The sequence below is a fragment of the Klebsiella sp. GL120222-02 genome, assembly GCF_003097195.1.
Taxonomy (GTDB): Bacteria; Pseudomonadota; Gammaproteobacteria; order Enterobacterales; family Enterobacteriaceae; genus Klebsiella; species Klebsiella variicola.
Map to the genome: position 1 here is coordinate 48,398 of NZ_QEQO01000007.1, position 24,514 is coordinate 72,911.

The 24,514-nt window shown below is 59.0% G+C and carries 25 protein-coding genes, 2 tRNA genes and 1 pseudogene; 19 read left to right on the forward strand and 9 right to left on the reverse strand.

The annotated features are described in order from the left end of the window. Positions 1 to 35: 35 nt before the first annotated feature. Positions 36 to 1,460, reverse strand: a complete 1,425-nt coding sequence (gene sbcB / locus N438_RS19555) for an exodeoxyribonuclease I (RefSeq protein WP_023297932.1) — start codon at positions 1,458 to 1,460, stop codon at positions 36 to 38. Positions 1,461 to 1,640: 180 nt separating this feature from the next. On the opposite strand from sbcB, the gene dacD reads away from it, so the two are divergent. The 6 genes from dacD (at position 1,641) to cobT (ending at position 7,250) form a co-directional block, all read left to right on the forward strand. Further along, positions 1,641 to 2,804 carry a serine-type D-Ala-D-Ala carboxypeptidase DacD gene (gene dacD, locus N438_RS19560; protein ID WP_016161444.1) on the forward strand — a complete coding sequence of 388 codons (1,164 nt, stop codon included), beginning with the start codon at positions 1,641 to 1,643 and terminating at the stop codon, positions 2,802 to 2,804. A gap of 176 nt (positions 2,805 to 2,980) precedes the next feature. Then, positions 2,981 to 3,454 (forward strand): DNA gyrase inhibitor SbmC, encoded by a 474-nt coding sequence (sbmC, locus tag N438_RS19565; protein ID WP_012967620.1) that lies wholly within the window; start codon positions 2,981 to 2,983, stop codon positions 3,452 to 3,454. A 98-nt stretch (positions 3,455 to 3,552) separates the two neighbouring features. Then, positions 3,553 to 4,611, forward strand: coding sequence for an FUSC family protein (locus N438_RS19570; RefSeq protein WP_004203544.1), 1,059 nt, complete (start codon positions 3,553 to 3,555; stop codon positions 4,609 to 4,611). A gap of 167 nt (positions 4,612 to 4,778) precedes the next feature. Then, the gene (locus tag N438_RS19575; protein WP_002911883.1) at positions 4,779 to 5,102 is read left to right on the forward strand and encodes a DUF496 family protein; all 324 of its coding nucleotides are present in this window, start codon (positions 4,779 to 4,781) and stop codon (positions 5,100 to 5,102) included. A 312-nt stretch (positions 5,103 to 5,414) separates the two neighbouring features. After that, positions 5,415 to 6,155: an adenosylcobinamide-GDP ribazoletransferase gene (gene cobS / locus N438_RS19580; RefSeq protein ID WP_008804142.1), complete on the forward strand. Its 741-nt coding sequence runs from the start codon at positions 5,415 to 5,417 to the stop codon at positions 6,153 to 6,155. A gap of 27 nt (positions 6,156 to 6,182) precedes the next feature. After that, entirely contained in the window at positions 6,183 to 7,250 is a 1,068-nt protein-coding gene (gene cobT / locus N438_RS19585) for a nicotinate-nucleotide--dimethylbenzimidazole phosphoribosyltransferase (protein ID WP_008804143.1), read from the forward strand. 45 nt (positions 7,251 to 7,295) lie between these two features. Here cobT and N438_RS19590 read toward each other — a convergent pair whose 3' ends face one another. After that, a complete protein-coding gene (locus tag N438_RS19590) occupies positions 7,296 to 8,405 on the reverse strand; it encodes an adenosylhomocysteinase (protein ID WP_023340482.1) in 1,110 nt (369 codons plus the stop codon). 200 nt (positions 8,406 to 8,605) lie between these two features. Here N438_RS19590 and N438_RS19595 point away from each other — a divergent pair, with 200 nt between their 5' ends. Beyond that, a complete protein-coding gene (locus N438_RS19595; RefSeq protein WP_038421492.1) occupies positions 8,606 to 9,337 on the forward strand; it encodes an HPP family protein in 732 nt (243 codons plus the stop codon). A 21-nt stretch (positions 9,338 to 9,358) separates the two neighbouring features. Here N438_RS19595 and N438_RS19600 read toward each other — a convergent pair whose 3' ends face one another. Next, entirely contained in the window at positions 9,359 to 9,748 is a 390-nt protein-coding gene (locus tag N438_RS19600; RefSeq protein ID WP_032730768.1) for a tautomerase family protein, read from the reverse strand. A gap of 115 nt (positions 9,749 to 9,863) precedes the next feature. Here N438_RS19600 and N438_RS19605 point away from each other — a divergent pair, with 115 nt between their 5' ends. Beyond that, positions 9,864 to 10,820 (forward strand): LysR family transcriptional regulator, encoded by a 957-nt coding sequence (locus tag N438_RS19605; RefSeq protein ID WP_087653753.1) that lies wholly within the window; start codon positions 9,864 to 9,866, stop codon positions 10,818 to 10,820. Here N438_RS19605 and N438_RS19610 read toward each other — a convergent pair. Beyond that, the gene (locus N438_RS19610; RefSeq protein ID WP_116696427.1) at positions 10,780 to 11,520 is read right to left on the reverse strand and encodes a lipoate--protein ligase family protein; all 741 of its coding nucleotides are present in this window, start codon (positions 11,518 to 11,520) and stop codon (positions 10,780 to 10,782) included. The two genes, N438_RS19605 and N438_RS19610, sit on opposite strands and share 41 nt — an antisense overlap. Before the next feature lie 46 nt (positions 11,521 to 11,566). Beyond that, positions 11,567 to 12,886 carry a shikimate transporter gene (gene shiA, locus N438_RS19615; RefSeq protein ID WP_046622939.1) on the reverse strand — a complete coding sequence of 440 codons (1,320 nt, stop codon included), beginning with the start codon at positions 12,884 to 12,886 and terminating at the stop codon, positions 11,567 to 11,569. A gap of 342 nt (positions 12,887 to 13,228) precedes the next feature. On the opposite strand from shiA, the gene N438_RS19625 reads away from it, so the two are divergent. Further along, on the forward strand, positions 13,229 to 13,690 hold the full coding sequence (locus N438_RS19625; RefSeq protein WP_008804150.1) for a molybdopterin-dependent oxidoreductase: 462 nt from the start codon (positions 13,229 to 13,231) through the stop codon (positions 13,688 to 13,690). A 10-nt stretch (positions 13,691 to 13,700) separates the two neighbouring features. Continuing rightward, entirely contained in the window at positions 13,701 to 15,611 is a 1,911-nt protein-coding gene (locus N438_RS19630; RefSeq protein WP_012541126.1) for an EAL domain-containing protein, read from the forward strand. On the opposite strand, the pseudogene N438_RS28620 reads toward N438_RS19630, so the two are convergent. Continuing rightward, positions 15,608 to 15,735: pseudogene (locus N438_RS28620) on the reverse strand (hypothetical protein). The gene N438_RS19630 and the pseudogene N438_RS28620 sit on opposite strands and share 4 nt — an antisense overlap. 97 nt (positions 15,736 to 15,832) lie before the next feature. Here N438_RS28620 and N438_RS19635 point away from each other — a divergent pair. Both N438_RS19635 and N438_RS19640 read left to right on the forward strand, forming a co-directional pair. Beyond that, the gene (locus tag N438_RS19635; RefSeq protein ID WP_008804152.1) at positions 15,833 to 16,165 is read left to right on the forward strand and encodes a DUF1971 domain-containing protein; all 333 of its coding nucleotides are present in this window, start codon (positions 15,833 to 15,835) and stop codon (positions 16,163 to 16,165) included. A 6-nt stretch (positions 16,166 to 16,171) separates the two neighbouring features. Next, positions 16,172 to 16,507: a DUF1869 domain-containing protein gene (locus N438_RS19640; RefSeq protein ID WP_016161436.1), complete on the forward strand. Its 336-nt coding sequence runs from the start codon at positions 16,172 to 16,174 to the stop codon at positions 16,505 to 16,507. A 5-nt stretch (positions 16,508 to 16,512) separates the two neighbouring features. Here N438_RS19640 and N438_RS19645 read toward each other — a convergent pair whose 3' ends face one another. Further along, positions 16,513 to 17,427: a LysR substrate-binding domain-containing protein gene (locus tag N438_RS19645; protein ID WP_023297926.1), complete on the reverse strand. Its 915-nt coding sequence runs from the start codon at positions 17,425 to 17,427 to the stop codon at positions 16,513 to 16,515. A gap of 131 nt (positions 17,428 to 17,558) precedes the next feature. On the opposite strand from N438_RS19645, the gene N438_RS19650 reads away from it, so the two are divergent. The 3 genes from N438_RS19650 to N438_RS19660 all read left to right on the forward strand — a co-directional run bounded on the left by N438_RS19650 (position 17,559) and on the right by N438_RS19660 (position 20,325). Then, positions 17,559 to 18,134, forward strand: a complete 576-nt coding sequence (locus N438_RS19650) for a hypothetical protein (RefSeq protein ID WP_032733307.1) — start codon at positions 17,559 to 17,561, stop codon at positions 18,132 to 18,134. A 177-nt stretch (positions 18,135 to 18,311) separates the two neighbouring features. After that, positions 18,312 to 19,148, forward strand: a complete 837-nt coding sequence (locus N438_RS19655) for an alpha/beta hydrolase (RefSeq protein WP_008804155.1) — start codon at positions 18,312 to 18,314, stop codon at positions 19,146 to 19,148. 205 nt (positions 19,149 to 19,353) lie between these two features. Then, on the forward strand, positions 19,354 to 20,325 hold the full coding sequence (locus tag N438_RS19660) for a sensor domain-containing diguanylate cyclase (RefSeq protein ID WP_012541130.1): 972 nt from the start codon (positions 19,354 to 19,356) through the stop codon (positions 20,323 to 20,325). Here the strand turns inward: N438_RS19660 and N438_RS19665 are convergent. After that, positions 20,322 to 21,422 carry a phosphotransferase gene (locus N438_RS19665; RefSeq protein ID WP_116696428.1) on the reverse strand — a complete coding sequence of 367 codons (1,101 nt, stop codon included), beginning with the start codon at positions 21,420 to 21,422 and terminating at the stop codon, positions 20,322 to 20,324. The two genes, N438_RS19660 and N438_RS19665, sit on opposite strands and share 4 nt — an antisense overlap. A gap of 527 nt (positions 21,423 to 21,949) precedes the next feature. On the opposite strand from N438_RS19665, the gene N438_RS19675 reads away from it, so the two are divergent. Together N438_RS19675 and N438_RS19680 are read left to right on the forward strand one after the other, a co-directional pair. Beyond that, positions 21,950 to 22,207 carry an antitoxin gene (locus N438_RS19675; protein WP_012541132.1) on the forward strand — a complete coding sequence of 86 codons (258 nt, stop codon included), beginning with the start codon at positions 21,950 to 21,952 and terminating at the stop codon, positions 22,205 to 22,207. Next, complete coding sequence (locus N438_RS19680; RefSeq protein ID WP_008804165.1) at positions 22,208 to 22,540, forward strand: type II toxin-antitoxin system PemK/MazF family toxin; 333 nt, start codon at positions 22,208 to 22,210, stop codon at positions 22,538 to 22,540. Positions 22,541 to 22,593: 53 nt separating this feature from the next. On the opposite strand, the gene N438_RS19685 is transcribed toward N438_RS19680, so the two are convergent. Continuing rightward, positions 22,594 to 22,669 (reverse strand) — tRNA-Asn (locus N438_RS19685). A gap of 193 nt (positions 22,670 to 22,862) precedes the next feature. On the opposite strand from N438_RS19685, the gene N438_RS19690 reads away from it, so the two are divergent. Both N438_RS19690 and N438_RS19695 read left to right on the forward strand, forming a co-directional pair. After that, positions 22,863 to 24,299, forward strand: coding sequence for an EmmdR/YeeO family multidrug/toxin efflux MATE transporter (locus N438_RS19690; protein ID WP_044613538.1), 1,437 nt, complete (start codon positions 22,863 to 22,865; stop codon positions 24,297 to 24,299). A 128-nt stretch (positions 24,300 to 24,427) separates the two neighbouring features. Then, a tRNA-Asn gene (locus N438_RS19695) sits at positions 24,428 to 24,503 on the forward strand. Positions 24,504 to 24,514 lie beyond the last annotated feature (11 nt).

A 24,514-nucleotide genomic window follows, 5' to 3' on the forward strand; every position in this document is an offset into this window, starting at 1 on the left:
TAAGGCGTTAGCCGCAACCCGGGAATGTCAGCCAATCAGACAATATCCTGTGCGTATTGCCACAGCGCCTTCAGCTGCGCCAGCTTCTCTTTATCATCCGCATACTGTTGATACAGCATCTGCAGCTCATCGGCATAGGCCTGCAAAAACTCTGGCGTAAACACCTGACGACGGTGCTCTAACCAGCGCTGCTGCTCATGTTCATCGAGCGTGCCGGGGAAGTTGCGCGCCCGATAGTTAAACAGCAGGCGTTCGATACGCTTATCGGCGAAGGTAATATCCAGCGCCGGCAGATTGCGCGGTTCGGTTTCCAGCACGATTTTCATCGCCGCGCGGTCGGCATCGCTAAAGAACCCATTGTAAAGCTGGGCGTCGACGTTTTCGGACGGCACGAACGGCTCGGCTTCGGCATAGACCGCCACCACTTTCTCGCGCACCTGCGGATTCGCCCGCAGCAGCTGGGCATTCTCCAGACAGCGCTGAATGGAGATCCCCAGCCGGTCGGCATCCAGCGGGCGCAGGGTATTGGCCTGAGCCAGCACCGGACATTTATTGAGATGCACCAGCTTGATCGGCGCCGCCGGCAGATCGCCAAGCTCGGCGCGCGGGGTGTAAAGCCGCTCGCGCAGGGCATCGGCGTCGAGCTCCAGCAGCGGCGCCATATCGCCCGCCAGATCGACCATAATCACCGCATTGCGGTTTTCCGGATGCCAGGCCAGGGGCGCCACCAGGCTGGTGTTGCCGCGCGCGGCGCCAAACATGCCGGAGACATGCACCAGCGGTTTCATCTGCGGCACGTCGATGAGCGTCGCCAGCTTGCGCTTATTGCGGTGGCTGTAGAGATAATCAAACAGCCGCGGCTGCCGGGTTTTCACCAGCTTCGCCATGGCGATGGTGGCGTACACATCGGCCATCGCGTCATGGGCGTTCTGGTGTTCAATACCGTTGGCGACGGTCAGATGTTCAAGCCGGAAGCTGGGCAAACCCTCGTCATTCTCCGGCCAGGTGATCCCTTCCGGACGCAGGGCATAGCAGGCGCGCATCACGTCGAGCAGATCCCAGCGCGAGTTATCGTGCTGCCAGCTCCAGGCATAAGGGTCATAGAAGTTGCGATAAAAGATATTCCGCGTCACTTCGTCATCAAAGCGCACGTTGTTATAGCCGACGATGCAGGTTTGCGGCACCGTGAACAGATCGTGGATGCGGCGGGCAAACGCGGCCTCATTATCCCCTTTGGCCAGCGCTTCCTGCGGCGTGATCCCGGTGATCATCACCGCCTGCGGCTGCGGCAGATAATCGTCAGCGGGCTTGCAGTAAAACACCTCGGGCTCGCCGATCACGTTCAGCTCCGCGTCGGTGCGGATGGCGGCGAACTGCGCCGGCCGGTCGAGGGAAGGGCTGGTGCCGAAGGTTTCATAATCGTGGAATAAAAATCCGGGCTGGTTGACGCTATCTTGCATAGTCTGTTCATTATCCGTGGTGGCGTGCGACCGGTATGGTAAACGATTTGCCCGGTCATCAGAAGGGTAACGGCAAGCAACTTCCTCTGCTGTGTCATATTTTCTTGCAATTAAACCCTGATATGAAACGCGAAGTTCCGTAAAAAGGACGGCGGATCTGTAAATCTAGAGGATATGCCGTTGAAAGGCCGTTTGTTTATTGCTGTATCTTTGCTCGCTTCGAGCGTTTCCTGCGCATTTGCCGTCGACTTCCCTGCTACGGTCGCGCCACCGGCTATTCAGGCTGGCTCCTGGGTGCTGATGGATTACACCACCGGTCAGGTCCTGACCGCGGGTAACGAACATCAGCAGCGCAATCCTGCCAGTCTGACCAAACTGATGACCGGCTACGTGGTCGATCGCGCCATCGACAGCCATCGTATCACCTTTGACGACATCGTCACCGTGGGTAAAGACGCCTGGGCGAAGGGCAACCCGGTGTTCGACGGGTCATCCCTGATGTTCTTAAAACCAGGGGATCGGGTCAGCGTCCGCGACCTCAGCCGTGGGCTGATTGTCGACTCGGGTAACGACGCCTGCGTCGCGCTGGCCGATTATGTCGCCGGCGGCCAGCCGCAGTTTGTCGCCCTGATGAATCAGTATGTCGAAAAATTGCACCTGCGGGACACCCATTTCGAAACCGTCCACGGCCTCGACGCCCCGGGCCAGCACAGTTCGGCCTATGACCTGGCGGTGCTGTCGCGGGCGATTATTCATGGCGAACCTGACGTCTACCACATGTACAGCCAGAAAAGCCTGACGTGGAACGGGATCACCCAGCAAAACCGTAACGGTCTGCTGTGGGATAAAACCATGAACGTCGATGGCCTGAAAACGGGCCACACTTCGGGCGCCGGGTTCAACCTGATCGCCTCGGCGGTGGATGGCCAGCGCCGGCTGATCGCCGTGGTGATGGGGGCGGACAGTCCGAAAGGCCGCGAGCAGCAGGCCGCTAAACTACTGCACTGGGGGCAGCAGAACTTCGACACCGTGCAGGTGCTGCAGAAGGGCCAGAAGGTCGGCACCGAACGCATCTGGTACGGCGATAAAGAGCAGATTAAGCTCGGCACCGATCAGGATTTCTGGTTAGCGCTGCCTAAGGCGGAAGTGTCGCGGATTAAAGCGAAATATGTGCTGGATAAGAAGGATCTGGAGGCGCCGATCGCCGCCAACCAGCGGGTCGGCGAGATTTCGCTGTATGACGGCGACAAGGTGGTGGGGCACTATCCGCTGGTCACCCTCGAAAGCATCAATAAAGGCGGGGTGTTCTCGCGAATGAGCGATTACCTGCACCACGAGCTGTAACCATGATAACCGCCTCTTTGCAGGCGGTTTTTTTTCGTCTGTCGCTCCTGCTGGCGGGGCGCCTGTTTTTTCAGCAGTGTGATGGCGACTCTGTGAATTCGCGCACATACTGAGGGGGGATCTCCTGTTAAATTAACTGTATATTCATACAGTCATTTATCCCCAAAGGAGGCAAGATGAACTACAGTATCACCACCCTCGGCAAGAAAACCATTGCCGGTTTCCATCTGGTCGGGCCCTGGGATCAAACGGTCAAGCAGGGGTTTGAGCAACTGATGATGTGGGTTGAGAACCATCAGGTGCCCGCCCGTGAATGGCTTGCCGTCTACTACGATAACCCGGAGGAAGTGCCGGCGGAAAAACTGCGCTGCGCCACCGTGGTCGCCGTTGACGAGGATTACGTCATTCCCGCCAACAGCGAAGGGGTGATACTGGCGGCGGTTGCCGGCGGGGATTACGCCTGCGCCCGCGCGCGGGTGGTGGATTACGATTTTGCCACCCCGTGGATGCAGTTTTTCGACAGCCTGCTGCAGAGCACAACGTATCGCGTGGCCCCCAGGCCCTGTTTTGAGATCTATCTCAACGACGGCAACCACGACGGCTACTGGGATATCGACATGTATGTCCCCGTTGAGCGCGTAGCGTCGTAGCGGTTTACCCCTGTTCCGGACAAGGATTTTTACATTCCCGGCACGCTCCGGGCGAAAAAGCAGTTACAATTGGCCTTTTCGTTTTGCCGGAGAGGGTTGTGCGCGCTGATAAATCACTCAAGCCATTTGAGATCCGCTTGTATCGCCATTATCGGGTGGTGCATGGCGTGCGGATTGCGCTGGCCTTTGTGCTCACTTTTTTGCTGGTGCGGCTGCTGAACGTGCCTGAGGGGACCTGGCCTCTCATCACCCTGGTGGTGGTGATGGGTCCGATCTCCTTCTGGGGCAACGTCGTGCCGCGGGCGTTTCAGCGCATCGGCGGCACGATCCTCGGCTCGGCGCTGGGGCTGGTGGCGCTGAAGCTTGAGCTCATCTCCCTGCCGCTGATGGTCCTCTGGTGCGCGGCGGCGATGTTCCTCTGCGGCTGGCTGGCGCTGGGCAAGAAACCCTATCAGGCACTGCTGATCGGCATTACCCTGTCGGTGGTGGTCGGGGCGCCGCCCGGCGATATGCATACCGCGCTGTGGCGAAGCGGCGACGTGATCTTCGGCTCGCTGCTGGCGATGCTGTTTACCGGTATCTGGCCGCAGCGGGCGTTCATCCACTGGCGCATCCAGATGGCCAGCTATGTCACCAACTTTAACCGCCTCTACCAGGCCGGCTTCTCGCCAAATCTGGTGGATCGGCCGCGGCTGGAAAAGCATCTCCAACAGGCGCTGAACGACGTCGTCAAAATGCGCGGGCTGATCACCCCCGCCAGCAAAGAGACGCACATCCAGAAGGCGATCTTCGAGGCTATCCAGACCGTCAGCCGCAACCTCGTCTGCATGCTGGAGCTGCAGATCAACGCCTGGTGGGCCACCCGTCCGGGTCATTTTGTGATGCTCAATGCGCACACCCTGCGGGAGACGCAGCAGATGACCCAGCAGACGCTGTTGGCCATCGCCCACGCCTTGTATGAAGGGAACCCTCAGCCTGTGCGCGCCAACAATGAAAAGCTGAATGAAATTGTCCTCGAACTGCGCCAGCTGATGAAAGAGCAGGGGGACGACAGCCTGGCGGAAACCCCAATTCATGGCTATGTTTGGCTCTCGATTGAACTGGCGCGCCAGCTGGAGCTGCTGTCGCATCTGATCTGCCGCGCGTTGCGCAAATAAGCACCAGATGCACCGGGTAACTGCATGGGTTGTTTCGATTCAGCAGCGTTTAGGGTTATGATAAACGCAAAGGAAAAAACATTGTCATCAGCGACTGCTAGCAGTTATGTTAGCCCTATAACGCAGTCGCTTTACGAATCCGAATCTCAATTATTAGGGGTGTAAAAATGGAAACAACTAAGCCTTCTTTCCAGGACGTACTGGAGTTTGTTCGTCTGTACCGTCGTAAGAACAAACTGCAGCGTGAAATTCAGGACGTTGAGAAAAAGATCCGTGATAACCAGAAGCGTGTTCTGCTGCTGGACAACCTCAGCGACTACATCAAACCGGGCATGAGCGTGGAAGCTATCCAGGGCATCATCGCCAGCATGAAGAGCGATTACGAAGATCGCGTTGATGATTACATCATCAAAAATGCCGAGCTGTCCAAAGAGCGCCGCGACATCTCCAAAAAACTGAAAGTGATGGGCGAAGCCAAAGTTGAAGGCTAATCCCTGCCGGTCCGGCGGCGATCGACGTCGCCGGGCTGTTCTGCTCTACCTCCCCATTCGTCTCTTTTTCTGCAAAACTTTGTCCCGGCAACTGACTCTCCTCACCGACTCTTTGCTATACTGCCCCGCGAAAACGTATTGATATCGGAAAGGTTTCTCTCATCCTGGCCGGGCATCTGACGCAGCGGCGTCAGAGCGATATCTCAACACCTCTCACCTCTCCGACGATCGATTCGCCAGAAGACAAACTCAGGTGCTGACCGGGCGCGACCGAACTCTTCCGCTGCTTTCGCCGACAGGAGTCAACCTCACGTGATTAAGTCATTCTTTGCTGCACTCTCGTTTATCAGCCGCCTGCCGGTCCCGGCGCGGTTATCTCAGGGCCTGGAGATCGAACAGTACCAGCGCAGTATCGTCACCTTTCCGCTGGTCGGTTTACTGCTCGGCGCCATCGCCGGCGCAGTGGCGCTCCTCCTGCAGCCGTGGTGCGGCGTCCCGCTGGCGGCGCTGTTCGGCGTGCTGGCGCTGGCGCTGCTCACCGGCGGATTTCACCTTGACGGGCTGGCTGATACCTGCGACGGCATCTTCTCCGCCCGCACCCGCGATCGGATGCTGGAGATCATGCGCGACAGCCGGCTGGGCACCCACGGCGGGCTGGCGCTGATCTTCGTGCTGGTGGCGAAAGTGCTGGTGGTCGGCGAGCTGCTGCTGCGCGATACCCACCCCATCGCCGCGCTGGCGGCGGCCTGCGCCGTCGGTCGCGGAATGGCGGTGCTGCTGATGTATCGTCATCGCTACGCGCGGGAAAAGGGGCTGGGCAATCTGTTTATTGGCAAAGTTAGCCTGCAGCAGACGCTGGTGACGATGGCGATGGGGGTAGCGCTGGCCACCGTCCTGCTGGGGCTGCAGGGCCTGCGCGCCGCGCTGATCACCCTGGTGCTGATCTGGGGTCTGGGATGGGCGCTGAAGCGAACCCTCGGCGGGCAGACCGGGGATACTCTCGGGGCGGCGATTGAGCTGGGTGAATTACTCTTTTTACTGGCGCTGCTGTAAGGCCTGGCGCCAACGGTGAGGAACAGAATGGAAACACTTTCTGCGTTACTGGCTGCCATTCCGCAGCCCGATGTGGCGGGCATGGCGCGCGCTCAGCAGCATATTGATGGCCTGTTAAAGCCGCCCGGTAGCCTTGGCCGTCTGGAGACCCTGGCCGTGCAACTGGCTGGTCTGCCGGGGCTGCAGGGGCAGCTGGCGCTGGCGGAGAAGGCGATAGTGGTCATGTGCGCCGACCATGGCGTCTGGCATGAAGGCGTGACGCCTTCGCCGCAGGTGGTGACGGCCATTCATGCCGGCAATATGGTGCGGGGCAACACCGGCGTCTGCGTGCTGGCGGCGCAGGCCGGGGCCAGGGTGCAGGTGGTGGATGTCGGCATCGATGCCGACCCGCTGCCGGGCCTGATTAACCTCAAGGTGGCCCGCGGTAGCGGGAATATCGCCCGGACGGCGGCGATGAGTCGCCAGCAGGCGGAGACGGTGCTGCTGGCCAGCATGCATCTCACCCGCCAGCTCGCCGCCGACGGGGTGAAAGTTTTTGGCGTCGGCGAACTGGGAATGGCCAATACCACCCCGGCCGCAGCCGTGATCAGTGTCCTGACGGGCAGCGATCCTGACGCCGTGGTGGGCTGTGGGGCCAATCTGCCGCTGGCGCAGCGGGGCCATAAGGTGGCGGTGGTGCGCCAGGCGATAGCCCTTAACCAGCCGAACCCGGAAGAGGGGCTGGATGTCCTGGCGAAGGTGGGCGGTTACGATCTGGTGGGCATGACCGGGGTGATCCTCGGGGCGGCCTCCTGTGGCCTGCCGGTGGTGCTGGATGGCTTCCTCTCCTATGCCTCTGCCCTGGCGGCGTGTCGCATGGCCCCGACGGCGCATCCTTATCTTGTCCCTTCGCACTTGTCGGCGGAGAAAGGGGCGCAGATCGCCCTGGACGCGCTGGGTCTGCGGCCCTATCTCGATATGGACATGCGCCTGGGAGAGGGCAGCGGCGCCGCGCTGGCCATGCACCTGCTGGAGGCCGCCAGCGTGATGTACAACCAGATGGGAACGCTGGCGCAGAGCAACATTGTGCTGCCCAATACCGCGCCGTCGTCCTGATGGTAGAGCGCATCGTCTCCACGATGGGGGGACGATGCGCTGCGTTTACAGCGCCTGCTGCCAGATCGCCTGGGGCAGGAGGTAAACCTGCGCCGGGGCGCGCATGCCGTCGGTGACAATATGGCGGATGCCGCTGGCCATCACCGCCAGGGTGACGTCAAAAGCGTTCAGGCTGTCGCCGAAGCCCGCGGTCAGGTTGAGCATCGAACCATTGGCCAGCAGATAGATGGTTTTGTCGGCCATGCGGTAGGCGTTGATATACGGCATCACCTCTTCCTGAGGGTACTGGCGCAGGTACTCGCCGTCGATCTCTTCCGCCACGTGGCCGACGTTAAGGATAAAGACTCCCGCTTTCGCGCGCTCCAGCGCCTGGCGATTAACCACGTTTTTCCCGCCTGTCGCCGTGGCCACCACGTCCGCCGAGGCGATAGCCTCCTGCAGATCCACCACGTGCCAGCCGTCGTAGGCCGCCTGCAGACGACGGGCAGGATCGATCTCCGCCACCATCACCTGACCGCCAAAGGCTTTTGCCGCCGCCGCGACGCCCTGGCCGACCAGGCCGTAGCCGATCACCAGCACTTTTTTCTCATGCAGGGTGAGATGAGTGGTCTGGAAGAAGGTGTGCCAGGCGGTGAGACCGACCATATGGCGGTTGTGCAGCCCCTCTTTGACCGGCAGATCGTCCCAGTTAAAGATCGGATAGCCTGGCTGAATATCGCCCAGCCGATTGACGCCCGAGCCAGTGGCTTCCAGACCCGCCACGATGTTACCGAACTCGCCGCGCTGGTGGAGCAGGGTGGTGATATCGGCGCCCATCTCGCACAGGTGAGTGGGCTGCCAGGCAATCGCTTTTTCCCATGACTGTTGCCAGTCGGCGTCGCTCATATTGCGCCACGCGCAGGCCTCGGCGCCGCGCTCCACCAGCCAGGCCACCACGTCGTCCTGCACGGTGGTGGGGTTACAGGTGGTTAAAAAGACCTGAGCGCCCTTGTCGAGGATCCCCTGCACCAGCGGGATCATTTTCATGTCGAGGTGCATACAGCAGGCCAGGCGCACGCCGCTGAGGTCGGGCAGGGCGGCGACCTGACGCAGGGTACGCGGCATATTCTGACTGGCCCATGCCACTTCTTTCGCTAAAGAGATTTTATTATTCACTGGGTTATGACCTTCAGTTCGCAAAAGGGGTATCCCCCTGACAGAAAAGGGATTCTATCAGCCCACGCGAGAATTCACAGCCCTGTGCCCTCTGGACGATATTGCCTACGCTATCCCCCTGTGAAATACATGGTTGTTAATGTAAGGTTAAAAAAAGAAAATAAAATATAAGTAATTCCTATGACCTAAGCGATAAAGCGATGTTGAGTGTCATTTCTGCGGGGCTGTTTTCACGGCTGCGGATTTTCCTTGGGCGCCTGAAGCCGCACGCGCTACCGGTGGCCCGCCGGCATATCGTGCTGGGATCCATTGGCGCCGGCACCGGGCTGGCGGTGACCAGCATGTTCAGCCACTGGCTGCTCGGCGAAGTCAATTTGTGGTTTATTGCCCCCATGGGCGCGTCGGCGGTGCTGTTATTTGGCGTGCCGAGCAGCCCGCTGGCGCAGCCGTGGTCGATTGTCGGCGGTAATGTGCTGTCGGCGCTGATCGGCGTCACGGTGGGCATGCTGGTTCCCGACCCGGCGCTGGCCTGCGGGCTGGCGGCCGCGCTGGCGATCGCCGGGATGTATTTTCTGCGCTGTCTGCATCCCCCCGGCGGCGCGGTGGCCCTGACGGCGATCCTCGGCGGCGCCGGGGTGCACAGCGAAGGCTATCACTTTGTACTGACGCCGGTGCTGCTCAACTCGCTGATGCTGGCGCTGCTGGCCATCGTGTTTAATAACCTGGTTGGCCGCCGCTATCCGCATCCGCTGGCGGCGGAGGAGGTCAAGCCCCGGGCGGTGCCAATGGGCATCTCGGTCACCCGGGAGGATATTCACGCCGCGCTGCTGGAAGGCCAGTTCCTCGACATTGATGAAGACGATGTCCAGGAACTGCTGGAGAATATCGAGCAGCAGGCGCGCCAGCGCATCGCGACGGCTGCCCGCCGCTAAGGGCGCGCTTCGGGCTGCGGGTTACAGATCGCCGGTAAGATACTGCGCGACCCCGCGGCCAAAGCTCCAGTCACCTTTCTGATTACTGATAATCGACACCATCACATCATCGCCGCTCAGGCCGCAGTGCTCCGCCAGCTCCTCCTGCAACAGGGCGAAGAAGCGTTGCTTCTGCGCCTCGCTGCGCGGGCTGGTATAGACCCGCACCACCACCAGATCCCGCGAGCGGGTCAGTCCGAGGCCGGTATCGTCAATCACCATATGGTGGGCTTTGTTTTCGTGAACAATCTGGTAGCGGTCGCGTTCCGGTACCTCGAAGGCACGCAGCACGGCGCGATGGGCGGCATCCAGCAGGGTTCTGATCTCCTGTTCCGTACGGCCTTCAATCAGGTCAAATGTCAGTAATGGCATGCAGGTGTTCCTTATCGTTAGGGAATAATGACGGGCTGAACAGGATGCTAGCCGATGCCGTCGCGGGCAAAAACCGCTATAGTTGAATACATTGTTTTTACTGGTGAACAATCACATGAGCGAGAGTCGTCCGGAGAGTTACTGGGCTCATCTGTACTGGCTGACGGTGCTGGAAGAGCAAAAAAGCTATACCCGGGCCGCGGAAAAGCTGGGGATCAGTAAGTCGGCTATCAGCCAGAAAATCAGCGAGCTGGAGCGGGTGACCGGCAAAACCCTGGTCCATCGCACTACCCGCAGCGTGAGCCTCAGCGACGACGGGCTGCGGCTGGTGGCGGAGCTCAACGAGCCGTTTGGTCAGTTGCGGGATATTTTCACCGGCGCCTGCGATGAGGGCGGGCCGCTGCGGGGAACGCTGCGCCTGACCGCGCCGGTGGCCTTTTCCCGCCAGCAGCTGGTCCCGGCGATCGCGCCGTTTTTACATCAGCATCCCCAGCTGCATTTGCAGCTTGAGGTGACCGACCGGCTGGTCTCTCTGGCCAGCGAAGGGTTCGATCTTGCCATCCGCCACTGTCGGCGCGAGGCGCTCCCGGACACCCACGTTGCCTGGCCGCTGTGTCACACCGCGACGCTGATCGTCGCGTCCGCCGACTATATTCGCCGCCATGGCCGCCCGGAGACCCCCGACGATCTGCGCCACCACCAGTGCCTGACCTATCCCCGTGGGCCACAGCGCCCGCAGTGGACGTTCGCCTCCCGCCAGACGCCCGATGAACGGGTGACCATCAACGTGCAGGGGCCCTTCGCCACGAATAACAGCGAGTCGCTACGTGATGCCGTGCTGGCGGGGCTTGGGGTGGCGCTGCTGCCGGATTTCAGCGCCCGGGAGGCCATTGGCCGCGGGCTGGTGCAGGAGCTGCTCCCGGCGTGGCAGCCGGTGGAGGTGTTTGCCGATAAGCTGTACGTCATCCGGCCCTATACCCCGCGCGTGTCGCGCGCGGTGGAAACCTTCAGCCGCTACCTGAAAGCGACCTTCAGCGAGCCGCGTCCAGTTCCTGCGCCAGCGCCTCGCTAAAGCGGGGCAGCAGATGGCGCTCGCCGGGAAGCCGCTGCGCGAGGGTGACGGTTTTGTCGGCGCAATAGACCCGCTCGCTGCCGAGCTGCGCTTCGAAGGCGTTCGCCGCCTGATGCGCCGCGGTAAGATCAGCGTCAATAAGGATCACCGCATGGGCCAGCACCACATGGCCGCGGCCTGCCGCCAGCGGCCGCCAGTACTGGGCGGTACCGACAATCTTGCGCGCCGCCTCGCCCTCCCCGCAGGCGAGGTTATACCGGCCATCGCAAAAGGAACCGTTTACCGCCCGGGCGTGGCTGGCAACGCCGAAGCGCGCGAGGGTGCGCTGCAGCACCGCGCACAGCGAGTGATAGATGGGTTCGGCGGCCTCGCCGAGCGACTGCTGCACCGGCCAGGCGAGGCTAAGGTTGATAATGCCCGGCCCCTGAGGCACCAGACCGCCCCCGGAGCGGCGAAGCCATACCGGCCAGCCGCGCGCGGCAAAATGCGCGCTGACTGCCGGCAGATCCGCAAACTGACGATAGCTCCCGGGCACCACAAATCCCTGCGGCGCCTGCCAGAGCTGGGCGACGGCCTCCCCGGCGCTGGCTTTGGCAAACAGCGGCTGTTCCGCCTGGGTGGGGTCCTCGTAAAACTGCAGCGCCAGCGAGGAGGGGGTAAAACGGCGAGGCCAGCAGTCGGCCAGCGATAACAGAGACATGCATTCTCCTTACCGGAGGGCGCGGGTCACGCCCTCCGCTGGTGGGTCAGTGGACGGTCTGTTTTTTCATCAGCAGGGCGGTGAGCGCCGACAGCAGGCATCCCGCGGTCAGATAGAGGGCCACGCTGTGCCATGAACCGCCGGAGAAGGTGACCAGCGCCGCGGCGATAAACGGCGTAAAACCGCCGCCGACCACGCTCGCCACCTGGTAGCCGACGCCGGCGCCGCTATAGCGATAGCTGGCGCCGAACAGCTCGGTAAACATCGGCTGCTGGACGCAGACCACCATATCATGGGCGATATTGGCCAGCATCAGGGCGAAGAACAGGATCCAGAAAACAGACTGACTCTCCAGCGCCATAAAGAACGGAAAACCGCTCAGCGTGCCGATCAGCGCGCCGGTGATATAGATCCGTCGTCGACCAAAGCGGTCTGCCAGCCAGGCGAAGCAGGGGATAGTCAGGCAACTGAGTCCGCCCACCAGCAGGCCGATGTTGAGAAACAGCTCGCGCGACAGGCCGAGGTTTTGCGTGGAATAGTTGAGGGCGAAGGCGGTGACGATATACATCGTCAGCAGTTCGCACAGCCGCAGGGCGATAATCAGTAAAAACGCTCCCGGATGGCGAAGCAGGGCTTCCACCACCGGTAGTCGCTTTTTCTCCGGCTGAAGGTTGGCCTGGCTCTGCTGCGCTTCAAATTCCTGCGATTCCGCCATGCCGTTACGGATCCACAGCGCAATAAGGACCAGCACCACGCTGAACAGGAACGGTAAGCGCCAGCCCCAGTTGAGGAACTGCTCGTCGGTGGTCAGGCTGCTGATCAGCGATACCAGTCCGGTGGAGAGCAGCAGGCCGACGCCGTAGCCTACCTGCACCCCGCTGCTGTAAAAGGCTTTTTTCCCCTGCGGGGCGTTCTCCACCGAGAGCAGCGCCGCGCCGCCCCATTCCCCGCCGACGGCAAACCCCTGAACGGCCCGCAGGAACACCAGCAGCGCCGGCGCCCACCAGCCGATCTGGCTGAACGAGGGGAGCAGGCCGATGCAGGCGGTGGCGATACCCATCATCCAGACGGTCATCATCAGCATCCGTTTGCGCCCGAGGCGGTCGCCGAAGTGGCCAAAGATAATCCCGCCGAGCGGGCGAAAGAGAAACCCGACGCCGAAGGTGGCAAAGGCGGCAAGCGTCCCCATCGCCGGGCCGATCTGCGGGAAAAACTCGCGGTTAAAGACCAGCGCGGCGGTAATGCCATAGAGAAGAAAATCGTACCAGTCGACCACCGCGCCGGCAAAACTGCCCCATGCCGCCCGCCGGGCGCGAAGCAGTGAATCTGGCGCCTCGGCGGGCTGCACGCTTATTGTTGAATCCATACCCTGTCCTGTCTGTCACATAATTTGTCGTTATTGGAATGAGACGCTTTTACTGTTGCGTCAGCGTTGAGACTACCGCGCAGCGGCCGTGGAGGAAAGTAGTTTGCCTGCTAAGCGGGGAGATGGCGCAAAAAAGAAGCGACGGGAAAGGCGGGCTAAATCACACCCTGTACTAAACAATCTGGCAATTTGCCAGCCAGCTTATACTTTTAATTAAATCAACGGATAACAAAGAGGGACACCTTTTAAGAATTGACGTAAATGGTTTACACTTAACATGTCTCCTTCTCTGGAATGGTGAGTTAAATGCGTCTACTTCTTGCAGTGTTATTTTGTTCTGTCATGTTGCCTTCCGCTTACGCTGAAAAACTGCCTGCGCCGACAGGAAAACCTGTACTGACCATTTCCGGAAAAATCGGGAATACGAACGTCGGTGACAAAGCCGTTTTTGACCTCGCGGCGCTGGAAAAACTGGGGATGAAAACGGTGGAAACCACCACCCCCTGGTACACCGGTAAGGTTCGTTTCGATGGCATTCCCCTTAATAAACTCATGGATTTAGTCGGCGCTAAGGGCAAATCCGCGCGCGTGCTGGCGCTTAACGACTACACCACCATTATCCCGATTGATGATTTTTATAAATTCCCGGTCATTATGGCCTTAAAAATGAACGGCGAATATATGCGCGTTCGTGATAAAGGTCCATTATTTATCGTCTACCCTTACGACAGCAGCACTGAATTACAAAACCAGATCTATTATTCCCGATCGGCCTGGCAAGTTTCTAAGATTATTATAGAGTAAGGGTTGGATCTTGAATCGAATACTCACGGCTATTATTTTGTCGTTATTTATTGTTACCGGATATATTACCTATCTGGTGCATGAGCGACAAAGTGAGTTGCAAAAATTTACCCGCTATACAGACTCGTGGTCAATGTCGCAGATGGTGTCGGAATATATGCGACTGGAGTCTCGTCTGGCGGGAATGGCGATCGGGGCCGAAGGGGCGGACCACGATGAGGTGCGCCTGCGCCTGGAGATCATGATGAGCCAGATCGAACTCCTGCAGCAGGGCGATCTGGGTAAATTTATTAATAAAAGCGAACAGCGGAAGGCGGTGGTCGCGACGCTGATTCGTAATCTTCATCTGCTTGATAAACAAGTTGATACCATGACGCCGGAGCAGGTCAAACAGATCCTGCCGGTGTTGAGTGAACTGGATGGCCCCCTGACCTCAATGGCCGCCGCCACCCTGACGCAAGATATTAATATCGTTAATATCACGCATGATAAAATCCAGCATCTTTATTATATCTACTCGGTGATCTCCATTCTGCTGATCGCCATGTGTATTACCCTCGGCCTGTTGATGCTCCGGCAGAATAATAACCTGCGTCGCGCCCATGTGCGCATGAAGACGCTGGCCAACGATCTGCAGGCCTCGAAAGAGAAGTTGCAGGTACAGAACCGCCGACTGCAGTACGATGCCTACCATGATTCGCTGACCGGTATGCCGAATCGTCTCTCTTTCTGGCAGCGGTTGCAGGAGATTGTCAACCAGGTGCGCCCCTATCAGGGGTGCGCGGTGGTGATGCTGTTCGACCTCGACAGCTTTAAGGATGTGAACGATACCCTCGGCCATGATGCTGGCGATAAGCTGCTGCAGGATCTGGCCAGTCGTCTCTCTTTTTTCCGTAAAACCTCCGAGACGCTGTATCGCCTTGGCGGCGATGAGTTCGCGATGCTCTCTTACGATCTGACTGAAGAGATGGCCCTTGAGCGCGCCAATGTTATCCGGGAGAAGATCAGCCAGCCCTATCAGATCTACGATGCGCAGATTAATATCGACGCCTGCATCGGGATCGTTATCTCTGACGGCGAAAGCCGGACCGATTATCTGTACAAGTGTGCTGACCTTGCGCTGTACGAGGCGAAAAAAGAGGGCAGCGGTCATGTGCAAATTTTCCGGCCGGGCATGCTGCAGCGCCTGCAGGAGAATAAATCGTTCGAAGATGACCTGCTGCAGGCGCTGGCCCATGACGAATTTAAAGTCTACTACCAGCCGATCGCCGATACCGTCACGCGTGAAATCTACGGCTATGAAGCGCTGGTTCGCTGGTTCCATCCCGTGCGCGGCGCTGTGCCGCCGACGGTGTTTATTCCCGTCGCGGAGAAAATCGGCCTGATCAATACCCTCGGCGAGTGGGTGCTGAAAACCGCCTGCGCCGAAGCGGCCAGTTGGGCGACGCCGCTAAAAGTCTCGGTCAACGTTTCGCCGATTCAACTGATGAACACGTCGTTGACCGATACCATTATCGGCGTGCTGCAGCAGACCGGCCTCGATCCGCGACGTCTGGATCTGGAGATCACCGAGTCGGATGTGTTCAATGAGAATACCCGTTCGCTGGAAATTCTCAGCCAGCTGCGCGAGCAGGGCATTCAGATTTCCATTGATGACTTTGGTACCGGCTATTCTTCCCTGTCCCGTTTAAGCTACTTCCCGTTCGATAAAATCAAAATTGACCGCTCGTTTGTTATCAATATTCCGGAGCAAAAAGACGATTTGGATATCGTTCGCCTGATTATCAGTATGGGGAAGAGTCTGCATATGCGTATTGTGGCGGAAGGCGTGGAAACCGAAGAGCAGTTGACCTCGCTGCAGGCGCTGGGGTGCGACCTGGTCCAGGGGTATTTAATCGGCAAGCCGAGTCCGCTGCGCTAACAAATTTTTAACGCGTTTACTTTTATTCTCCGGGCGATTTCAGGATCCTGAAATCGCCTTTTTTATTTTACCGCGTCGCTAATCCCTGAGAGGTATAAAAAGGAGTAGACGGTAAAAGCAGCAACAAAATAATATCCTTATCGTTTAAAAGGGGTATATGATATGCATCATATAGGCTATTTCTGAACGTCGCATTTGAGACGGTAAAGTGAGGCACCATCATGCAGCGAATCATTATTCCCACCCATTACGTTCACACCCGCAGCACGCCGCTGTGGACCAGGGAGACCGCCCCGGCCTCTATCTGGCGTCGCCATCTGGATGCCGGCACCCGGCAGGGCGTCTATCCTCGTCTCTCGGTGATGCAGGGGGCGATCCGCTATCTCGGCTATGCTGATGAAACCAGCCCCGAGCCTGTTGAAACGCTGACCATTGAAGCCGGGCAGTTTGGCGTTTTTCCGCCGGAGAAATGGCACTGTATTGAGGCGCTCAGCGAGGACACGGTTTTTAATGTCGACTTTTACGTCGATCCGAAAATTCTCATCGAGGGATAACAAGAGATGAACAGCGAAAATAAAGGCTATGCCTTGGCAGTTGAGAATGGCCAGCGTCAGGAAAAACGCGAAAAAATATATCTCAAACCGATGGCGCTTTATATTCCGCAGCACGCGGTGGAGGCGGTAAATAGTCTGCTGGATGACCTGCCAGCTGGCAATGAAGAAGAGGAGTGGGTGTTAACCGTCACCAATAATAATAACGGCGTCTCGGTTGATAAAACCTTTTCCTCGCTGGCGGCGCTGCGCGACCCGCTCACCGCCGCTGATACGGTGAAGGATCTGATCAATATCGTTCGCGGCTACGAGTCCGATGAAGAGACCAACGTTTGCGGCTGGTAAGCCCGCTACTCTTCCGCCGGATGGCGACCGTCACCTAATGCCATCTGGCCGACCAGCCACTCCCGTAGATCGATAATATCCGCGCGCTGCGCCACTGACTCGGTGGTGACCAGGTAGTAGCAGGCGCCCGGTAATGCGCAGGAAAACGGCGCGGACAATACCCCGCGCTGCAGCAGATCCCGTGCCAGCAGTTCGCTGGCGATCACCACCCCCTGGCCGGCCACCGCCGCCTGCAGGGCATGGGTCTCATCGCTAAAGGTTAACCCCGCATCAATATTCAGCGTCGACGGCCCATAGCGGCGGCGCCAGTTCTCCCAGTTTGGCGAGTCGGCCGGCACGCGGCGGTTGGCGACGTGAAACAGCGTCACCCGCTGCAGATCTTCAGGCCGGGCGAGGCCCAGGGACGGGCTGGCGACCACGATAAAACGATCCTCATACAGCAGCGTACAGCACAGGTCTGGTTCCGGCGTTTCACGATAGCGAATCGCGGCGTCCACGGTACCCAACTGTAGATCCACCCGTTCGACGCTGGTGTGCAGACGCAGGTCGATAGCCGGAAAGCGAGCGGTAAAGTCCGCCAGCCGTGGCACCAGCCAGTGGGTGAGAAAATTGGAGGTGGTGGTGACGGTTAAGGATGGTGGCTGGCGAGCATGAGCGATCTGGACGACGGCCTGTTCCAGGGCGCTAAAAGCGCGCTGCGTGGCGGCGTAGAGGATCTCGCCATCGGCAGTCAGACTGACCCCCTGTGCGCTGCGTTCGCACACCCGGCACTCCAGCACCGACTCCAGCAGTTTAATCTGATGGCTGACCGCCGTCGCGCTGACGCCGAGCGCCCCGGCGGCCTGTTTAAAACTGCGGTGGCGGGCGACGGCATGAAAGGCGCGCAGCGCCCCCAGCGGCGGTAGACGGGGTGTTCTCATGGCTGAGTTTTTCTCATCTATGGCTGAAAACTATGCGTTTGTGTAAGGCAATATAGTGGCGCTAGGCTACGGGCATGTAAAGACAGTGGCATGAATTAAATTCATGCTGCTTCGCCTGTCAGGAGTCAATTATGCACGTTGTAAGCCGCTACACCGCCGCGGACGCGGCGGGGATTATCGAGCCGCGTGGCCGCGCCATCGCCCTGAGCGTGGCTTTTGCCGCCGGAGTCTTGCTGTTAAACATGGTTCCCGTTATCGGCGTGACCGGCATGCTGAGTCTGCTGACGGCACTGAGCGCCGCCTTCGGTGCCGGGTGGGGATCCACACGTGGGCAGTCCTGGCTCTATCGCTCGCCCCTGGCGGCGACGCGCTGGGCCTTTCTGCTGTCGGCGGCCGGCTGGCTGCTGGCGCTGGTGGCCTGGTATGGCGGGCAGGACTGGTCCGCCATGCTGCCGGGCGTGGCGTGCGGCGGGGCGGGGGCGGCTGTCGCCTGGCGGATTGCGGCGGGACGGTCGGCGCAGTGTGGGCCCAGAGTCGATGGCGCAACGCTGCTGAGCGTGGTCGTTGTCATCGCGGCGACGCTGTTGGCCCAACATACCGCCGGGGCCGGGCGCAGCGGCGTGTGCTTCGCCTTCGCCGTGCTGCTGGACCTGTCGCTGCTCGGCGCGCTGATCGTGCGTATCAGGCAGCAGGAGAGTGCGGCGTAACGGAGTCCGGCGGCAAATGAAGCGAGACGGGGTAAGTCACCCGGCGTGGTGACAAATTTCTTCTACACTGTTACAGGCATCACATTCCTGTGCGGTCGGCACTCCTGCCGGCCGCCGTCGGCGTTCAGCCCAGGCACGGGCCTGCAGGCTGGTTATCCTGAAAGAGGAGTCTGTAACATGGCATTTGTCACCACCCAAGACGGCGTCAACATTTACTTCAAAGACTGGGGTCCAAAGGAAGCTCAGCCGATTGTCTTTCATCACGGCTGGCCCCTGAGCGCCGACGACTGGGATAACCAGATGTTGTTTTTCCTTGCCGAAGGTTTTCGGGTCATCGCTATCGACCGTCGGGGTCATGGCCGCTCCGATCAGGTTAGCGAGGGGCACGATATGGACCATTACGCGGCGGACGTTTCGGCGGTGGTGGAACATCTGGATCTGCACAATGCGGTCCACGTCGGGCACTCCACTGGCGGCGGCCAGGTTGCCCGCTACGTCGCCCGCTACGGCCAGCCGCAGGGGCGGGTGGCGAAAGCGGTGTTAATTAGCGCCGTCCCGCCGCTGATGGTGAAAACCGAGCAGAATCCGGGCGGTACGCCGATCGAGGTGTTTGATGGTTTCCGCAAAGCGCTGGCGGCGAACCGCGCCCAGTTCTATCTCGACGTCGCCTCTGGCCCGTTCTATGGCTTCAATCGTGACGGGGCAGAAGTGTCGCAGGGGACGATCCAGAACTGGTGGCGACAGGGAATGATCGGCAGCGCCAAGGCCCATTATGAAGGTATCAAGGCGTTTTCAGAGACTGACCAGACGGAAGACCTTAAGTCGATCACCTTGCCGGTGCTGGTGATGCAGGGGGATGACGACCAGGTGGTTCCCTATAAAAATGCAGCCATTCTGCAGGACAAACTGCTGCCGAACAGCCAGCTAATCATTTATCCTGGCTTCCCGCACGGGATGCACACCTCTCACGCCGATACCATCAACGCCGATCTGCTGGCGTTTATCCGCGCCTGATCTTCCCCCTTTGCCGGGCAGAGTGCCGTTAATGGCATTCCGCCAGCGCCCTGGTCGCCAGTCGCCGGGGCGCGCTGGTTGACGAGCAGGGGAAATCTGCTTAACTCATGGGATACCTGACGACAATTTCCCCCTGGCAGGATAAAACGCCGGGTTTCTCTGTGGAAACCCGGCAGAATTCTGCGCAAGAGACAAGAGAGAGACAATGAAATTAGCCGGACTTCATCCCGACGAGCAGCGTCGCCTGCAATCGCTACGCTCTTCCGGGCTGTTGAATAGCGGAAAAGAAGAACGCTTCGATCGCCTGACCAGGCTTGCCCGTTCGCTGTATAACCTGCCGGTGGCGTCCATCAGTCTGGTGGGGGAAGATCTCCTGCATATCAAGTCCTGTGCCGGCCTCGATGTGGACACGGTGCCGAGAGATATTTCATTTTGCGCCCATACCATCCTGCAAACCGACCCGCTTATCGTCAACGACATGCAGCAGGACGAGCGCTTTCACGATAACCCGCTGGTCATTGCGGCGCCGTATATCCGCTTTTACGCCGGGTATCCGGTGCAACTGCCGGATGGCGCGACCGTCGGGTCTTTTTGTCTGATGGACCATCAGCCGCGTTCGTTTTCCGCCCATGAAATGCAGATCTTAAGCGATCTGGCGGCGATCGTGGAGGATGAGTTCAAGGTGCTGGATGCGGCAACCTCTGATGAGCTGACGGGACTGTTTAATCGCCGGGGATTCCTCACCCTGGCCGAGTATGCCCTGCTGACGGCCCAGCGCCGCCAGGAGCCGGTAAGCCTCGCCTTTGTCGACCTCGACCGCTTCAAGCACATCAATGATACCTGGGGGCATGAAGAGGGCGACCGCGCGCTGATCGCCATCGCCGATTTGATGAAAGCGGCCTTCCGTGAGTCCGATATCCTCGCCAGGCAGGGTGGGGACGAATTTATCATTCTGTTCGCCAATACCAGCCGCCACGATGCCGCGACAGCGATGGAGACGCTCAGTCACAACGTGGCCCGTTTCAACCAGCAGGCGGCTCACCCCTGGCAGCTGGCGTTCTCCTGGGGCTGCGTCGAGTACGATCCCGCCAGCCATCCCAGTCTCAACGCGCTGGTGGCCACCGCTGACCGGCTGATGTACCAGGCGAAGCAGAAGCAGGGTCGCGAGCGTCGCTAACCTGGCGTGGAGGCGTTCTGCAGGTACCGCTGCGCCTGCTGCCACTTCTGCGCATAGCTGCTGAGCAGCGCCTGCTGTGATTTGCCTTCGTTATCGTAAAACAGACCGCCTTCGTCGGCGATAAAGCGATAATGCTGTTCCAGCTGGCCTATCACCCAGTCGATGCGTTGCAGGGTGAGTAAGGTACACGACTGGCCATGCAGATCGTCTTCGATATCCAGCACGTGGGAGCGGAAAGCCTCCACAGCAAATAACCGGCTCAGCGCGGCTGGGTCCGCCAGCGCCGACGCCCAGCGCGCCGTTATCTGCTGAAAATGGGCCTGCACCTGCGGGGCGGCCTGTCGGGCGCGGAGCCAGGCGAGCTTGCGCCGGTAGCTTTCGAGCGCCAGCCGCTTCAGATCGCGATAGTGCGCCAGCTGCTGCTCCGCGCCGGGAACCTGGGTCATCAGCCAGCTAAAAAAGAAGCGGGTCTCAAAGCGCTCGACAAAGTGGAACAGCGGATCGGCCAGACCGTTGCTGTTGAATTCCCTGAGCGGATCGAAGGGATACATGTAGCCAAAATCGAACAGCCACAGCTGCTCCTGATGGTCCACCAGCAGATTTCCACGACAGAGATCCCACTCCATCAGCCCCTGTTCCTCACAGGCTTCCAGGGTCGTAAATAGCTGGGCGATCAGCGGCGGGGTCAGATGGTGAATCAGCTCGCCATCGATCCACGGCGAGAGCAGGATGCCGAGGCGATAATCGGCATACAGCGTTGGGACGATGTGGGTGAAGCGCGGGGCGGTGACCGGGTTATCCTTCAGCCGTTGCAACGCTTGCCGGCGCTGCACTTCATTTAAAAACGACAGCTGGCCGTTGAGGTTGGCGACGCCGGCGACGGCGCGTCGTTTTTTTAAATTGTACTCCTTGCCGGCGATGCGCAACCGGTAAACCTCCCCGGTCAGGCCTGAGCCGTATACCTGCACCACATAAGGGGAATCGGGGCCCAGTGCGGCGAGGGTTTCGGGTGGCCGCGGGCAGTGGCTGACGTCGCCGACGATAAGGGGTTCTCCGCTGCGATCGAACGCCTGCTGTTGCTGTTGTCTGAGGTTCATGGTGCCTCCGGGTATAACGTTAGATAGCGTGGATAATCCACGCTATCTCACCCGCAAGCGGCAGTGAATTCATCCTACTGGCGGGGGCTTTTTCAGGCTGAGCTGGGGGGCGTTCACGGAAGATACTCGGGGAGTAGGGAGGCGGCAGGGAAGGGCATCGCGCCTGAGCAAATCTGGCCTTCGCGCTACCGCTGATATCCCTCCGGCGCAACCCGGATACGGAAGCTGCGCCGCATTTTGTTTATCTGATTCGCCATAATCCTTTGAACCCCAGAATCAGTTTTCTATTATCGCCTTCTTACAACGAAATCAGTTCTCGCCTGCACACAATGCTTCCTGACCTGCAAGAAGTGCCCGATGTATCAGGATGGTCGCCGTTTTACAGGTCATCACACCGCTGAAAACTGGGATCTGTCCTTCGATGGATTGCGGTTTATTACGCTAAGGAAATCACCATGAATCTGATGAGTAATAGTGCACAATCCACCCTGGATGTTATATTAAAATATAATATTCGGAGGTCCTTTATGTACAAAACTCGCCTGAAAAAGGTTGGCGGATCCATCATGCTGGCGGTTCCTCCCGCCGTGCTGAAAGCGCTGGAGCTGTCGACAGACAGCGAAGTGGGTATGACTATAGATAATGGCTGCCTGATTATTGAACCGCAGAAACGGCCCCATTATTCGCTTGAGGAACTGTTGGCGCAGTGCGATCCGCACGCCGAAATGAGCGAAGAGGATCGGGAATGGATTGATGCGCCTGCGGTGGGCAAGGAGATTCTGTAAATGGACAGAGGGGAAATCTGGCTTGTTTCACTGGATCCGATTGCTGGCCACGAGCAAAGTGGAAAACGTCCGGTCCTCATTGTATCGAAGGCATCGTTTAACAAGCTGACCCGGCTACCGGTCGTGGTTCCCGTCACCAGCGGTGGAAACTTTGCACGTACAGCAGGCTTCACGGTTTCACTGGAAGAGGCGGGGACCAAAACAACAGGCGTTATTCGCTGCGACCAGCCCAGAACTATCGATATGGCGGCCCGGAACGGCAAGCGTCTGGAACGCATACCTGACGCCGTTGTCAATGAAGTGCTTGCCAGGCTGGATGCGATTCTCAGTTAACGTCAGCGACGCAAAAAAGCAAAAAGCCTGCTCGAAAGCAGGCTTTTTAAATTTGGCTCCTCTGACTGGACTCGAACCAGTGACATACGGATTAACAGTCCGCCGTTCTACCGACTGAACTACAGAGGAATCGTGTGGAGTCGTATCTTAGCGGCGAAAAATCTTTTGTCAAACATCAATTCGCCTGTTCAGGTGCAACTGCCGCTTCCATCAACAATTTGTTGTCATTTCCGACAATTATTCAGGAAAAATACTTTGCAGGATATCCATTTCTCAATCATCATTTGAAATGTTGTTTCAACATCTCTCACTAAGGTCTCTCTTGAACGTCACCTCCGCCGTACGCCAGGCCGTCGAACGAACATCCTGGTTTAAAAAACGTCAGCGTTATCGTGTGCTGTACTGGCGCGAAATCAGCCCTCTCGCTGTCCCCATTCTGCTGGAAAATGCCTGTGTGCTGTTGATGGGGGTATTGAGCACCTTCCTTGTCAGCTGGCTGGGAAAAGAGGCCATGGCCGGGGTGGGGCTGGCCGATAGCTTTAACATGGTGATCATGTCGTTCTTTGCCGCCATCGATCTTGGCACCACGGTGGTGGTCGCTTTTAGCCTTGGCAAGCGCGATCGGCGGCGGGCGAGAGCGGCCGCACGTCAGTCGCTGGCCATTATGACGCTGTTTTCCATTTTGCTGGCGGGAGTGATCCATGCCTTTGGGCAGGAGATTATTGATTTTGTCGCCGGTGACGCCACTGCGCAGGTCAAGGCCCTGGCCCTGACCTATCTGGAGCTGACGGCGCTGAGCTATCCGGCGGCGGCGATTGCGCTGATCGGTAGCGGTGCACTGCGCGGCGCCGGAACCACCAAAATCCCGCTGCTGATCAATGGCGGGATGAATATCCTCAACATCTTAATCAGCAGCGTGCTCATCTACGGCATCTTCTCCTGGCCGGGGCTGGGGTTTGTCGGCGCCGGTCTTGGGCTGACCATTGCCCGCTATATTGGCGCGATAGCCACTATCTGGGTGCTGATGGTGGGTCTCAATCCGGCGCTGCGGCTGTCGCTGAAGGGCTACTTCAAACCCTTTAACTTCGCCATTATCTGGGAGGTGATGGGGATCGGCATCCCGGCCAGTATCGAATCGGTCCTGTTCAATGGCGGCAAGCTGCTGACCCAAATGTTTGTCGCCGGGATGGGTACCAACGTTATCGCCGGCAACTTTATCGCTTTTTCAGTGGCCTCGCTGATTAACCTGCCGGGCAACGCCCTCGGCTCCGCCTCGACGATCATCACCGGTAAGCGGCTGGGAAAAGGGCAGATTGGTCAGGCTGAATTCCAGGCCTGGCACGTATTTTGGCTGTCGACGATCATTCTGACGCTGATCGCCTGGGGCAGCGCCCCGTTCGCCGGCTTTATCGCCTCGTTCTATACCCATGAAGACGACGTGAAAGAGGTGGTGAAGCAGTTGCTGTGGCTCAACGCCCTGTTTATGCCAATCTGGTCGCTGTCGTGGACCTTACCCTGCGCGTTTAAGGGGGCCCGCGACGTTCGCTATACCATGTGGGTGTCGATGCTGGGCATGTGGGGCTGCCGGGTGGTGGCGGGCTATACGCTGGGTATCGTGCTGGGGATGGGCGTGATAGGCGTGTGGTTGGGGATGGTGCTCGACTGGGCGGTGCGCGGCGTGCTGTTTTACTTCCGCATGGTGAGCGGTCGCTGGCTGTGGAAGTACCCGCGCGTGAAGGCCACGTCGAAGGAAACCTGAGCCGTTTGCGGGGATGAACGCCATTTTTTGCGCAAAGTGAAGAATAATTCGGCAAACGATTCATTTTATTGAAAACAGGCTTTGACAGCGCCGGGCGTCATCGATAATATGCGCCCCGTTCACACGATTCCTCTGTAGTTCAGTCGGTAGAACGGCGGACTGTTAATCCGTATGTCACTGGTTCGAGTCCAGTCAGAGGAGCCAAATTTAAGAAG

Coding starts and splice junctions, on each gene's coding strand:
- N438_RS19675 (WP_012541132.1), top strand. CDS start 21,950: ATGTACAAAACTCGCCTGAAAAAGGTTGGCGGATCCATCATGCTGGCG.
- N438_RS19610 (WP_116696427.1), bottom strand. CDS start 11,520: ATGTCTCTGTTATCGCTGGCCGACTGCTGGCCTCGCCGTTTTACCCCC.
- N438_RS19625 (WP_008804150.1), top strand. CDS start 13,229: ATGTTGCCTTCCGCTTACGCTGAAAAACTGCCTGCGCCGACAGGAAAA.
- shiA (WP_046622939.1), bottom strand. CDS start 12,886: ATGGATTCAACAATAAGCGTGCAGCCCGCCGAGGCGCCAGATTCACTG.
- sbcB (WP_023297932.1), bottom strand. CDS start 1,460: ATGCAAGATAGCGTCAACCAGCCCGGATTTTTATTCCACGATTATGAA.
- cobT (WP_008804143.1), top strand. CDS start 6,183: ATGGAAACACTTTCTGCGTTACTGGCTGCCATTCCGCAGCCCGATGTG.
- N438_RS19650 (WP_032733307.1), top strand. CDS start 17,559: ATGCACGTTGTAAGCCGCTACACCGCCGCGGACGCGGCGGGGATTATC.
- sbmC (WP_012967620.1), top strand. CDS start 2,981: ATGAACTACAGTATCACCACCCTCGGCAAGAAAACCATTGCCGGTTTC.
- N438_RS19635 (WP_008804152.1), top strand. CDS start 15,833: ATGCAGCGAATCATTATTCCCACCCATTACGTTCACACCCGCAGCACG.
- N438_RS19595 (WP_038421492.1), top strand. CDS start 8,606: ATGTTGAGTGTCATTTCTGCGGGGCTGTTTTCACGGCTGCGGATTTTC.
- N438_RS19605 (WP_087653753.1), top strand. CDS start 9,864: ATGAGCGAGAGTCGTCCGGAGAGTTACTGGGCTCATCTGTACTGGCTG.
- N438_RS19640 (WP_016161436.1), top strand. CDS start 16,172: ATGAACAGCGAAAATAAAGGCTATGCCTTGGCAGTTGAGAATGGCCAG.
- N438_RS19660 (WP_012541130.1), top strand. CDS start 19,354: ATGAAATTAGCCGGACTTCATCCCGACGAGCAGCGTCGCCTGCAATCG.
- N438_RS19680 (WP_008804165.1), top strand. CDS start 22,208: ATGGACAGAGGGGAAATCTGGCTTGTTTCACTGGATCCGATTGCTGGC.
- N438_RS19655 (WP_008804155.1), top strand. CDS start 18,312: ATGGCATTTGTCACCACCCAAGACGGCGTCAACATTTACTTCAAAGAC.
- N438_RS19575 (WP_002911883.1), top strand. CDS start 4,779: ATGGAAACAACTAAGCCTTCTTTCCAGGACGTACTGGAGTTTGTTCGT.
- N438_RS19665 (WP_116696428.1), bottom strand. CDS start 21,422: ATGAACCTCAGACAACAGCAACAGCAGGCGTTCGATCGCAGCGGAGAA.
- N438_RS19645 (WP_023297926.1), bottom strand. CDS start 17,427: ATGAGAACACCCCGTCTACCGCCGCTGGGGGCGCTGCGCGCCTTTCAT.
- N438_RS19600 (WP_032730768.1), bottom strand. CDS start 9,748: ATGCCATTACTGACATTTGACCTGATTGAAGGCCGTACGGAACAGGAG.